A 12,244-nucleotide genomic window follows, 5' to 3' on the forward strand; every position below is an offset into this window, starting at 1 on the left:
TGATCAGGGCGGCAATCAGTTGTTTAACAAGCGCTGGTAGTCGGCAGCCGCGGCGTTATCTCCGCGGGCGAGGGCGACATCAATCGCCAGTTCCAGCGCTGATGGGTCTGGGCCTGCCAACTGTAGATAGTTCTGCAGCGGGGCCCAGGCCTGATCATAATTGCCCTGTGAAACTTCCAGTTCGGCTAAAATTAAATACCCGCGTGGGTTGCGCGGGTCGATACTCTGCGCGCGCTGCAAACGTTCGCGCGCTTTATCAAATTCGTCTATGGCCAAATAGCACTGTCCCAGGTTGGTAAATAGCTGGGCGCGATTGGCATATTGGGCATCTTGAGATGCCAGTTCTAACTGCTCACAGGCTTGCGCAAACTGATCCTGTTGATACAAAAACGCGGCGTAGTTATTACGCGCGCGGGTAAACGAGGGCGATGCACTCAATGACTGCTGGAAGTAGCGGTTGGCAAGATCGCTCTCTCCCTGCTGTTGGTAGACCAGTGCCAGCGCTTGAAGTGCCTCTGGGTGACGCGGGTCCAGCTCCAGTGCACGATCAAGGGCATTCAACGCGCGGGGCAGGTTATCACGCTCTAAGTAGGCGACGCCAAGCTGCGTGTAAGCTTCCGCAGCATCGGGGTTGGCGTCGCTAACCCCTTGGCTTGAGGTGGCGCAGCCCGCCAGCAGCAGGCTGCCAGCGAGTACGGACAGCATGGGCACCCGAAAAGGGATAATGCGCCTGCGGTGACCGATCATCTACGCCCTCTTGAGTCGATACGCTGGATACACCCAGCAAAAACGTGTCCATCAAAGCGCTGTGTCAGATGGATGTCAAGACAGCAGCGGTTAGTCAGCGTCAAGCTGAACGGACTGGATATAGCGTGCGCTGCGCTTGGTGCGATCTTTTACGCGGCCCACTAGCTGACCACAGGCGGCATCGATATCGTCACCACGGGTCATACGTACGGTAGCGTTGTACTCTAAATCGTACAGCCACTGTTGGAAGCGCATCACTTGGTTACGTGAAGGCTTCTCATAACCTGAATTCGGAAACGGGTTAAACGGAATTAAATTGATCTTGCACGGCAGCTCTTTGAGCAAAGCGGCCAGCTGTTCGGCGTGCTCTTGCTGATCATTAACGTCTTTGATCAGCGTGTACTCGATGGTGACCTGACGGTTATCAGGGCACTTGGCCAGATAGCGGTGGCAGGCGTCGAGGAGCGCACGAATATTGTATTTACGATTGATCGGTACCAGCTCGTTGCGCAGCTCATCGGTAGAAGCGTGCAGCGAGATGGCAAGGCTGACATCCATCTCATCGCCCAGCTTATCAATCATCGGCACAACGCCCGATGTAGAGAGCGTGACGCGACGCTTGGAGAGTCCATAGCCGTTATCGTCGAGCATCAGCTTCATAGCGGGCACGACGTTATCGAAATTGAGCAGCGGCTCGCCCATGCCCATCATGACCACGTTGGTCACCGGGCGATTGGCGGTATCACGGCGCGGGCCGACACTGCGCTGGGCCACCCATACTTGGCCGATAATTTCCGCAGCGGTGAGGTTGCGCTGGAAGCCTTGCTTGCCCGTAGAGCAGAAGCTGCAATCCAGTGAGCAGCCTACCTGGGAAGAGACACACAGCGTGCGTCGCTTACCGTTTTCAGCGGGAATCAGCACCGTTTCGACGTAGCTGCCGTCCTCTACTTCCAACACCCATTTACGGGTGCCGTCGCTGGAGGTGCCTTCGTAGACAACGCCAGGGCCGCGAATTTCCGCCACCTGAGAAAGCTTGTCGCGCAGCGATTTTGACAGGTTAGTCATCGCCGTGAAGTCGTCGATGCCTTCCTGGTGAATCCATTTCATCATCTGGGTGGCACGGAATTTCTTTTCACCAATAGATAAAAAGAAAGCTTCCATCTGCTCACGGGAAAGCCCGAGCAAATTCTGCCGCGCCGGTGCCGCTTGCGGGGCAGTCGCGCTATCAGATGTAGATTGGGGAGCAGGCGTATGTTGAGCTACGGTGGTGGTCATGGCGGTCAGCGTTCAGAAAGAGGCGGGGGCACAGGCCCCCGCAAAAATGGCCGGCAACGAAGGTTGAAACGGCGGCGCTTGGTTTAGCGCGGGCAGATTTCGTCGTTACCGAAGAAGTAGCTAATTTCGCGCTCAGCGCTTTCCGGAGAATCAGAGCCATGGACAGCGTTGGCGTCGATTGTTTCCGCAAAGTCTGCACGAATAGTGCCCGGAGCGGCTTCTTTCGGGTTGGTAGCACCCATCAGCTCACGGTTTTTAGCGATGGCGCCTTCGCCTTCGAGTACTTGTACAACCACCGGGCCAGAGGTCATGAAACCAACCAGGTCTTTGAAGAAAGGACGCTCTTTGTGCTCGGCGTAGAAGCCGCCCGCTTTTTCTTCAGACAGGTGCATCATTTTAGCGGCTACGACGTTCAGGCCCGCTTTTTCAAAGCGTGCAATGATCTCGCCAATGGCATTTTTAGCAACGGCATCGGGCTTGATGATGGAAAGAGTACGTTCAGTCGCCATGCAGAAATCTCCTTAAAAGGGATAAAGCAGAAATTGCCGCACCGGAAAGCCGGGGCGGCGCAGGAAAAAGTGATCGGCTAAGGCCGTGCGCTTCACCGGCTGCCGAGTGGGCGCGATTATAGCGCCTCCCGGGGGGGATGAATACCGGTGATAGTCGCAATGGAGGCGGATGATGGTTTAGACCGTAAAGCTTTCACCGCAGCCGCATTCGTCTTTGACGTTAGGATTGTTGAAACGGAAAAAGCGATTCAACCCTTCGCTAACGTAGTCCACTTCGCTGCCGTCTAGCATCTCGACGGCATCAGGAGCCACGTAGACGCTTGCGCCGTGATCTTCGAAACGCACATCGTCATCCTGTGCTTCATCGGCAAAATCAAGCACGTAGCTATAGCCGGAGCAGCCGCTGGGTTTAACGGATACCCGCAGGCCTAGCCCCTGGCCGCGTTCGTCTAGCACGCGGTGAATCTGTTCAGCTGCAGCGGGCGTAATGTTCAGTGTTGCCATGGAGCGTTCTCCTTTAAAGAGTCGTTAGCCGTGCGTCAGGAGAGCGTCAGCCGCCTAACGTGCGTTGGCACGTAGGCCGCTCACCGCGTGGCGCAGTAAGGTTAATGCGTGGTCGATCTCAGCCTCTTGGGTAAAGCGCCCAAAGCTAATACGCAGTGATGAGAGCGCTAGCCGACGAGGCGTGCCGATCCCCAGTAAGACATAAGACGGGTCGACGCTGGCCGAGTTGCATGCGGAACCCGTTGACACCGCTACATCGCGCAAGGCCATCAGCAGCGCCTCGCCATCTACCCCTTCAAAAGCCAGATTCAGAATGTTGGGTACCACCTTCTCCAGTGGGGAGTTGGGGATGATGCCCTCAAGGTCTGATAAGCCGCTTAAAAAGCGTTCGCGTAGCGCCGCAATATGGGCCTGATCAGCGTCCTGCTGCTGTTGCATGACGTTAAATGCTTCACCCATCCCAGCAATTTGATGGGTAGGCAGCGTGCCAGAGCGCATGCCACGCTCATGGCCGCCGCCATGAATGAGTGCTTCGACACGAATGTCGGGGTGGCGTTTGACATACAGAGCACCGACCCCTTTAGGCCCGTAGGCTTTGTGGCCTGATAGCGACATCAAATCGATATGCTGAGCGACCACGTCGAGCGGAATGCGCCCTACCGCCTGGGCGGCATCGGTATGGAACGCCGCCCCAAACTCGTGGGTAACCTCTGCCAGTGCCGCAATATCGTTAATGCTGCCCAGCTCGTTGTTCACCGCCATCAGCGATACTAGCGCGGTGTCATCGCGCATGGCGTCGCGTAGCTGTTCGGGTGTGATGCGTCCATCGTGCCCAGGTGCCAGCCAAGTCACCTCGAAGCCTTCGCTCTCCAGTGCCTTGGCCGTATCAACTACCGCTTTGTGTTCGATCAGAGAGGTCACAAGGTGCATGCCGCGCTCACGGTTAGCACGCATAAAGCCAATCAGCGCTAGGTTGTTGGCTTCGGTAGCGCCGCTGGTCCAGACGATTTCACGCGGGTCGGCGCCGATCATATCGGCCACTTGGCGGCGCGCCTGCTCCACCACCTGCTCGGCCTGCCAGCCCAGCATATGGCTGCGCGAGGCGGGGTTGGCAAACAGCTGATCAACCGTTAGATAGCGCTGCATGACCTCCGCCACACGACCATCGACCGGCGTGGTGGCGGCATAATCAAGATAAATAGGCAGCGAGGGAGTAGCGGTCATCGTCATAGGTTCCAGCGTGCAGTAAAGGCCTTCAAGGAGAAGAGGCGAGGATGCCTGCATCGACCCGCTGCTTTTGGCGGGTAGCAATGCGCAGCACATCGGGCCGCTGTATGAGCTGTGCCAGCGTAATATCGTCAAGAAAGCTGCGAATTTGCCCGGATAACTCGCACCATAGATGGTGCGTTAAGCAGGTGTCACCCTGCTGGCAGTCGGACAACCCTTGGCAGCGCGTCGCGTCAACGGTTTCGTTGACCGCATCAATCACCTGGGAAACGCTGATATTCTCGGGCGCTTTGGCCAGTAGGTAACCGCCGCCCGGACCGCGCACGCTGCTCACCAGCCCCGCTCGGCGAAGTCGGGCGAAGAGTTGCTCCAGGTAAGAGAGCGAAATCTCCTGGCGTTGGGAGATGTCTCCCAGGCTGGTGGGGCCGCTGGGGGCGTTAAGCGCCAAATCCAGCATGGCCGTAACGGCGTAACGGCCTTTTGTCGTCAAGCGCATAGCAGGTACCTCGTCGCTGAGCTTTCAGCGCGCTGGCAGCAAATGTTGCGCCATTATGGAAATCCTGAGTGCTTTGGTCAACTATTGCGGGTCGGGCTGTTTTCCGTGGATGCGTTGGCGCGGGTTTGAGCGGTGCGCCCAAGCCCAGGGCAGCCGGTGTCGTTCTCATCCAGAATATCGGCAAAGTCTTCATCTCGCAGTGCGGGTAGCTGACCGTCGCGGTAGTTGGCATCCAGCTTGCGAAGCGTTGAGCACATGCGCTCAATCCGCTCATCCACTGCGTGCATATGATCCAGCATCGCCTGCATCGAGCGCGCTACCGGGTCGGGCATATCTTGGCTGACGCCATAGGCATCGAACCCAAATTTTTGGCAAATGGCTTCCCGGCGGGCCGGGTCGACATCCAGCGCTTCTTCCACATCCGGGTCGGCGCGTTTGACGATTTTGCCGGGGATGCCGACCACCGTGGCACCCGCGGGCACCTCTTTTGTAACTACTGCGTTAGAGCCAATTTTGGCACCTGCCCCCACGGTAAACGGCCCTAGAATTTTGGCGCCAGCACCCACAATCACGCCATCTTCCAGCGTAGGGTGGCGTTTGCCCTTGTTCCAGCTGGTGCCGCCAAGGGTCACACCTTGATAGAGCGTCACGTTGTCGCCCACCAGTGCAGTTTCACCAATGACCACGCCCATGCCGTGGTCGATAAAGAAACGCCGCCCAATGGTCGCGCCTGGGTGAATTTCAATGCCGGTCAGCCAGCGTGAGAAGGTCGATAGCGTCCGTGCTAACCACTTGAGGTTCTTTTTCCACATCCAGTGGCTGCAGCGGTGCAGCAGCAGGGCATGCAGGCCGGGGTAGTTAGTCAGCACCTCAAGAAAGTTACGTGCCGCGGGGTCGCGGTCAAAAACGCTATTGATGTCTTCACGCAGGCGTTGAAACATGGGTGATCCTTGGGCGGTAAGGGAGGCAGCAACAATACAGTATTGGAATATAGTGAGTGCAAAGCGGCTATTGAAAAGCCGATGTTGGGGCGAGTTGCCGTAACTTCAAGTTTAGGTCATTGCCGCTTTGCTGGCGTATCGTGTGTCCGCTATCTATTTCTCAATACGTTGCTGGGTCGCTTTCTCGGTGGCTGAGAGAATTCCGCGCAGAATGTTCATTTCCATTTTTTCCGGCCGTGCCCGTAAATAGAGGCGGCGCAGGCGAGCCATGAGCTGGCGGGGCTGGGCGGGGTCATGAAATTCGATAGCAATCAGCGTGCGTTCCAGGTGCTCGAAGTAGCGTTCAAGCTCCTCGTGGGTAGCCAGCTCATCATTGTCGTCGGGGGCCGTTGGGGTATCTGCTTGGCTGAGCCACGCCATGTGGCACTCGTAGGCGATTACTTGAACCGCTGCGGCTAGGTTGAGCGAGCTGAAATCTGCGTTGGTAGGGATATGCACGTGAGCATGGCAGCGCTGCAGCTCGGCGTTGGTTAAGCCGCTGTCTTCACGACCAAATACCAGCGCCACACGGGCGTTTTCAGGCTGGCATTCGCCGGGCAGGCGTTCTGCAAGCTCCCTTGGTGAGATCATTGGCCAGGGCAGCGTGCGTGAGCGAGCGCTGGCACCCACTGCCAGCGTGCAGTCCGCGACCGCTTCTTCAAGCGTAGCGTGCACGGTGGCTTGGTGAAGCAGGTGGTCGGCACCTGAGGCGCGAGAAATGCTGTCTTGGGTAATCACGTCGCAGCGGGGCGCGACCAAGGCGAGATCCGCCAAGCCCATGTTGTGCATGGCGCGTACTACGCCGCCAATGTTGCCAGGGTGGCTGGTGCCAATTAGAACAATTCGGATGCGCTCAAGCATAGTAGGCCCGGTTCATGTGCGTAAAACGCGCAGTTTAGCATGAGTCGATGGCATGCCCGAGGGGCCTCTGTTAGAATTGCCCGCCAAAAGGCGTCCTGCGTCTGACCCGTTCTTTAACATCACTGTGACAAGGCCCGATCATGAATCCGATGGTCCAATTTACGCTGCGCGCCGCGCGTGGCGCTGTTGAACACTTTTTACGCGTTCGCGAACGTATCGAAAACGCCCATGAAGAATTTAACCTCGACCGCTTGCTAGAAGACACAGCGCGTAAAGCCGAGGCGACCATCGTTCAACAACTGCAGCGTGGTTATCCTCTCCATGGTTTCTCCGGTCGCTATACACCCTACAAAGCGGGTGAAGGCGAAGGCGAGGATATCGTTTGGAAAATCGAACCGCTGCATGGCTACTCCAATTTGGCAGTAGCAGGTAAGGGTTTTGCACTCTCAGTGGTGTGTCTCGTTAAAGGTCGCCCCGAGCACGCGGTGGTGATCTCTCCCTTTGGTGATGACGAATATATCGCCAGCCGTGGCCGCGGCGCTCAGCACAACGACAAGCGCATGCGGGTTAGCAAGCCCACCGCGATTCCCGCGACGCGTATGGCGATGAGCCTGCCGGAAGCTTGGCTGCGCCCGAACCATCTCCCCGCTTACTTAACCATTGCCCAGCAGCTTGCCCCGCAAGTAGAAACCCTACTAGCGACCGGTAGCGGCTTGCTGGATATGTGTGAGTTAGCGACTGGCCGCGTTGATAGCGTGTTTGTGCTTGGCTTGGAAGAGCAGGATATGCAGGTCGGTACGCTGCTGCTGAAAGAAGCAGGCGCACTGATGGGCACTCCGGACGGCAAGCCGACCGTGAATGCCGAAGGCCAATTGATGGCTGCTGGCCCGCGTCTTTATAAGGCGCTGATTAAGCAGCTTGCTCCGCACTTTTAATCACTGGCGGCGCGATCGTGCTGCGTAGTGAATAGTGAGTAGTAAGTAGTAAGTAGCGAATAGTGAGTAGTGAGTAGTAAGTAGTAAGTAGTAAGTAGCGAATAGTGAGTAGTAAATAGCAAATGCTAGTAAAAAGGCCCTGCCGGGGTTACCCGGCAGGGCCTTTTCGTTGGCTGCTTTAACGCGCTTAAGGCAGCTCTTCTTCCTCTTCATCCACTTCTTTTTTGGTAGGAATAAGGTCTTCCCGAGAAAGTTTAAGCGGAATCAGCAGGGCGCCAGAGATATAGATAGACGAGAACGTACCCACCACGATGCCCACCAGCAGAGCAATCGCGAAGTTCTCAATCATATCGCCACCGAGCAGCAGCAGCGCCAGCAATACCAGCACGGTGGTGCCAGATGTGGCCAGCGTGCGCGACAGCGTGGCGTTAAGTGCTTCGTTGAAGATTTGCGGCATATCGTCGATGCGCGAGGTGCGAATCGTCTCACGGATACGGTCGTAAACAACGATCGTGTCGTTCAGCGAGTAGCCGATGACCGCTAGAATGGCAGCAAGCACCGTCAGGTCGAAGTCGAGCTGGAACAGTGCAAACACCCCGACAACGATGATGACATCGTGCAGCAGGGCCAGCAGTGCGCCGAGTGCAAACTTGTACTGGAAGCGCAAGGCCACGTAGAGCATGACTACGCCCAGCGCGACCAGCAGGCCTAGGCCGCTCTGGTCACGCAGCTGGTCGCCTACTTGAGCACCGACAAACTCAGCGCGAACCAAGTTAACGCTGTCGCCGTCAGCACGCAAAAGGTTGACAACCTCGTTACCCACGTCGCCATCAAACGCTTGCTGTAGGCGAATCAATACTTCTGTTGAAGCGCCAAAAGTTTGTACCGACACGTCTTGGAAGCCGCTGTCTTCCAGCAGTTGGCGAATGGCATCCAGTGAAGGTGCCACGCCGTAGCGCACTTCCACCAGCGTACCGCCGGTAAAGTCCAGGCCCAGGTTGAGCTGCTGAAACAAAATGGCGCCAATAGAAACAATCAGCATCACGGCCGAGACGATAAACGCAAGATTGCGCCGTCCCATAAAGTCGATGCGCAGTTGTGATAGGGGTTTCATTACCACCTCTTAAATTCTGTGCTGAGCGCGTGTTGAGATCCCATTGAAATTAGATCCACAGCTTTTTGACGGGCTTGCTGCCATAGGTCAGGTTGACCATGGCGCGCGTCACCAGCAGCGCAGTGAACATCGATGTCAGGATGCCGATAGAGAGCGTCACCGCAAAACCTTTCACCGGGCCGGTGCCAATCGAGAACAGAATCACCGCCACTAGCAGCGTGGTGATATTGGCATCCACGATTGAGGTAAAGGCACGCTCGTAGCCCGCATAAATGGCTTGCTGAATCGACATGCCGTTGCGCAGCTCTTCGCGTATCCGCTCAAAGATCAGCACGTTGGCATCCACCGCCATGCCCAGCGTTAGCACGATACCGGCAATACCAGGCAGCGTGAGTGTGGCACCCAGCATCGACATTACCGCCACCAGCAGCGTCAGGTTCAGCGCCAGCGCAATGTTGGCAAAGACGCCGAACACTTTGTAGCGCACCAGCATAAACAGGACGACCAGCAGCAGACCGATTTGCACCGATAGCAGGCCGCGCTCAATATTTTCAGCGCCTAAGCTTGGCCCAATGGTGCGCTCTTGCACGAAGTAGATCGGTGCCGCCAGTGAACCTGAACGCAGCAGTAGCGAAAGCTCGGCAGCTTCGGTAGGAGAGTCTAGGCCAGTGATGCGGAAACTGTTGCCCAGTGCGCTTTGAATGGTGGCTAAGCTAATCAGGCCGCGCTCGGTGTAGGGCTCGCGGATGATGGTTTCTTCACCGGTTTCCGGATCTACTTCGATGCGGTCTTCGCTCTTATGCTCGATAAACAGTACCGCCATATTGCGACCAATGTTGGTGCGCGTAGCGCGGTTCATCAGCGTGCCGCCGGTACCATCCAGGTTGATATTGACCTGAGGGCGACCGTTTTCATCAAAGCTATTGCTGGCGCTGGAAACGCTGTCACCGGTAATGATTACATCGCGCATCAGCTCTGCTGAGCGGGCAGGGTCGTTGCGGAATTCAAAGCGTTCGGTTTCCACGTCTGGCGTATCGTTACGTGCTTCTAAACGGAACTCCAGGTTAGCCGTTGCACCGACGATCCGCTTAGCCGCCACGGTATCTTGCACGCCGGGCAGCTCCACCACAATTTGGCTGGGGCCTTGGCGCTGTACCATGGGCTCGGCAACGCCCAGCTCATTCACGCGGTTACGCAGCGTGGTCAAGTTCTGGTTGATGGCGTAGTCCTGAATCTCGCTCACCGTTATGTCGCTTAGCGTCATAACCAGGCTTGAGGCGCGGCCATCCCCTTCATTGGTGTACTCGAAGTTAGGGAAGTCGCGGCTAATCAAGCGCCGGGCGGCGTCACGATCTTCGCTGCTAGCAAAGTCGATAGAGAGCGAACGCTCTTCAAGCGTTGTGTTGCGGTAACGAATGCGTTCGCCACGCAGCAGTTCGCGCATGGCGCTGGCATTCACCTCAAGACGCTGTGTCAGCGCAGCGTCCATATCCACTTCCAGCAGGAAGTGAACGCCGCCACGTAAATCCAGGCCCAGCGTCATCGGAGATGCTGAAAAGGCTTGTAGCCAGCCGGGGGTGGCATCGGCCAGGTTAAGCGCGACGGTTGCGTTGGGGCCCAGCACGTCAGCGGCGATATCACGCGCGTCTAGCTGGTCATCGTCGCTTTGCAGGCGAATCAGCCACTGACCATTTGTCTCTTCAATGGCTTTAATGGCGATATCGCGCTCAGCGAGTGCTTCTTCAACGCGGGTTATTTGCCGTTCATCAAGCGCGTTGCCTTGGGCATCGCTCACCTGAATGGCGGGATCTGCGGGGAATAGATTGGGAAGCGAGTAGATAAGGCCAACCACCAGGACGACCAGTATCAGCAGATACTTCCACAGGGGGTAACGGTTGAGCATGCAAGCCCTGCCTTCAATTACAAACGGAATCGCTGTGCACAGACAGGCTGTGCACAGCAACGTTCACCATCGACGCTACCATGTCACCCCTGCCGGGGTGGCTGGCACTGGGTCGGCAGGGGGGGAGTGCAAGCGTTAGATGGACTTAATAGTACCTTTCGGCAGTACGGCGGCAACGGCGTTCTTCTGCACGTTCACTTCGGTACCTTCAGAGACTTCCAGGGTCAGGAACTCGTCGCTGACTTTGGATACGCGGCCAACCAAGCCGCCACCGATCACGACTTCATCGCCTTTGGCGAGGCCAGACACCAGCTGTTTGTGCTGCTTGGCACGCTTAGCTTGCGGACGCCACAGCAGGAAGTAGAAAATCAGTACGAAACCGACCAGCATGACAATTTGCGCGATGCCACCGCCAGCAGCGGCTTCTTGGGCATGGGCTGGTGAGATGAAGAAATCCAGCATTGCAGGGAACTCCTGGGTTAGAACACTCAATGGGTGAACGGATTAAGCCACTCGCCTCAGCCAGTGGCTTTTATTGTTTAGGTGTCAGATTCCGCAAGGGGAGGGACCGGGAGGCCGCGCCTTGCATAGAAGCTTTCCACAAAGGTCGTCAATGTACCCGCTTCGATTGCCGCGCGCAAATCAGCCATCACACGCTGGTAATAGCGTAAGTTATGGATGGTATTGAGCATGGAACCCAGCATTTCATTGCAGCGGTCCAGGTGGTGCAGATAGCCACGGGAGAAATTCTGGCAGGTGTGGCAATCACACTCTTCATCCAGCGGGCGCGTGTCAAAGCGGTGCTTGGCGTTGCGGATCTTAACGGTGCCATCTGACGTGAACAGGTGGCCGTTGCGGGCATTGCGCGTGGGCATCACGCAGTCAAACATATCCACACCGCGGCGAACGCCCTCAACGAGATCTTCCGGCTTGCCCACGCCCATCAGGTAACGCGGGGTGTCGTCCGGCATCCAGGTAGGCAGATAATCCAGTACCTTGATCATCTCCTCTTTGGGTTCGCCCACTGAAAGCCCGCCAATGGCTAAGCCGTCGAAGCCGATCTCCATAAGCCCCTTGAGCGAGCGCTCGCGCAGCTCTGGGTGCATGCCGCCCTGAATAATGCCGAACAGTGCGGAAGGCGAATCGCCATGGGCATCACGGGAACGCTTGGCCCAGCGCAGCGACAGCTCCATGGATTTTTCGGCTTCTTCGAACGTGGCCGGGTAGGGCGTGCACTCGTCAAAGATCATCACTACATCAGAGCCCAGCGAGCGCTGCACGGCCATCGACTCTTCCGGCCCCATGAACACTTTACTGCCGTCCACCGGCGAGCGGAAATGCACGCCTTGCTCGGTGATCTTGCGCATCTCACCGAGCGAGAACACCTGGAAACCGCCGGAGTCGGTCAGGATCGGTTTGTCCCACTGGGCAAAGTCGTGTAAATCGCCGTGGGCTTCGATTACATCCGTACCGGGGCGCAGCCAAAGGTGGAACGTATTACCCAGGATGATCTCGGCGCCAATCTCTTTGACCGACTCAGGCGTCATGCCTTTTACCGTGCCGTAGGTGCCTACGGGCATAAAGGCAGGGGTTTCCACCGTGCCGCGGGGAAAGTGCAGGCGGCCTCGGCGCGCGCGGCCGTCTTCGGCTAGGCGCTCAAAGCGCATAAAGCATTCGTTTCGCATCACAATAA

Annotated in this window: 13 protein-coding genes; 1 reads left to right on the forward strand and 12 read right to left on the reverse strand. The window is 57.0% G+C overall.

The genetic code is table 11. The annotated features are described in order from the left end of the window. Nucleotides 1-15: 15 nt before the first annotated feature. The 8 genes from pilW to R0J87_RS01975 all read right to left on the reverse strand — a co-directional run bounded on the left by pilW (nt 16) and on the right by R0J87_RS01975 (nt 6,599). Nucleotides 16-747, reverse strand: coding sequence for a type IV pilus biogenesis/stability protein PilW (gene pilW, locus R0J87_RS01940; RefSeq protein ID WP_498884010.1), 732 nt, complete (start codon nt 745-747; stop codon nt 16-18). Nucleotides 748-837: 90 nt separating this feature from the next. Beyond that, nucleotides 838-2,022, reverse strand: a complete 1,185-nt coding sequence (gene rlmN, locus R0J87_RS01945; protein ID WP_404344811.1) for a dual-specificity RNA methyltransferase RlmN — start codon at nt 2,020-2,022, stop codon at nt 838-840. A gap of 83 nt (nt 2,023-2,105) precedes the next feature. After that, complete coding sequence (gene ndk / locus R0J87_RS01950) at nt 2,106-2,531, reverse strand: nucleoside-diphosphate kinase (protein ID WP_404344812.1); 426 nt, start codon at nt 2,529-2,531, stop codon at nt 2,106-2,108. 177 nt (nt 2,532-2,708) lie between these two features. Further along, nucleotides 2,709-3,035 carry a HesB/IscA family protein gene (locus R0J87_RS01955; protein WP_404344813.1) on the reverse strand — a complete coding sequence of 109 codons (327 nt, stop codon included), beginning with the start codon at nt 3,033-3,035 and terminating at the stop codon, nt 2,709-2,711. 54 nt (nt 3,036-3,089) lie between these two features. After that, nucleotides 3,090-4,265: an aminotransferase class V-fold PLP-dependent enzyme gene (locus R0J87_RS01960; protein ID WP_498884111.1), complete on the reverse strand. Its 1,176-nt coding sequence runs from the start codon at nt 4,263-4,265 to the stop codon at nt 3,090-3,092. A gap of 25 nt (nt 4,266-4,290) precedes the next feature. Beyond that, on the reverse strand, nt 4,291-4,758 hold the full coding sequence (gene iscR, locus R0J87_RS01965) for a Fe-S cluster assembly transcriptional regulator IscR (protein WP_404344815.1): 468 nt from the start codon (nt 4,756-4,758) through the stop codon (nt 4,291-4,293). Between the two features lie 77 nt (nt 4,759-4,835). Then, nucleotides 4,836-5,699, reverse strand: coding sequence for a serine O-acetyltransferase (cysE, locus tag R0J87_RS01970; protein ID WP_498884014.1), 864 nt, complete (start codon nt 5,697-5,699; stop codon nt 4,836-4,838). Nucleotides 5,700-5,852: 153 nt separating this feature from the next. Then, nucleotides 5,853-6,599 carry an RNA methyltransferase gene (locus tag R0J87_RS01975; RefSeq protein WP_498884016.1) on the reverse strand — a complete coding sequence of 249 codons (747 nt, stop codon included), beginning with the start codon at nt 6,597-6,599 and terminating at the stop codon, nt 5,853-5,855. Nucleotides 6,600-6,739: 140 nt separating this feature from the next. On the opposite strand from R0J87_RS01975, the gene R0J87_RS01980 reads away from it, so the two are divergent. Continuing rightward, the gene (locus R0J87_RS01980) at nt 6,740-7,534 is read left to right on the forward strand and encodes an inositol monophosphatase family protein (RefSeq protein ID WP_404344818.1); all 795 of its coding nucleotides are present in this window, start codon (nt 6,740-6,742) and stop codon (nt 7,532-7,534) included. A 187-nt stretch (nt 7,535-7,721) separates the two neighbouring features. Here the strand turns inward: R0J87_RS01980 and secF are convergent, their stop codons facing one another. The 4 genes from secF to tgt all read right to left on the reverse strand — a co-directional run bounded on the left by secF (nt 7,722) and on the right by tgt (nt 12,218). Then, a complete protein-coding gene (gene secF, locus R0J87_RS01985) occupies nt 7,722-8,648 on the reverse strand; it encodes a protein translocase subunit SecF (protein ID WP_404344819.1) in 927 nt (308 codons plus the stop codon). 49 nt (nt 8,649-8,697) lie between these two features. After that, the gene (secD, locus tag R0J87_RS01990) at nt 8,698-10,551 is read right to left on the reverse strand and encodes a protein translocase subunit SecD (RefSeq protein ID WP_498884018.1); all 1,854 of its coding nucleotides are present in this window, start codon (nt 10,549-10,551) and stop codon (nt 8,698-8,700) included. A gap of 135 nt (nt 10,552-10,686) precedes the next feature. Next, nucleotides 10,687-11,013: a preprotein translocase subunit YajC gene (gene yajC / locus R0J87_RS01995; protein ID WP_188637668.1), complete on the reverse strand. Its 327-nt coding sequence runs from the start codon at nt 11,011-11,013 to the stop codon at nt 10,687-10,689. A gap of 77 nt (nt 11,014-11,090) precedes the next feature. Continuing rightward, nucleotides 11,091-12,218: a tRNA guanosine(34) transglycosylase Tgt gene (gene tgt, locus R0J87_RS02000; protein ID WP_472980890.1), complete on the reverse strand. Its 1,128-nt coding sequence runs from the start codon at nt 12,216-12,218 to the stop codon at nt 11,091-11,093. Between the last annotated feature and the right edge of the window lie 26 nt (nt 12,219-12,244).

The sequence above is a fragment of the Halomonas sp. SIMBA_159 genome, assembly GCF_046536035.1.
Classification (GTDB): domain Bacteria; phylum Pseudomonadota; class Gammaproteobacteria; order Pseudomonadales; family Halomonadaceae; genus Vreelandella; species Vreelandella venusta_A.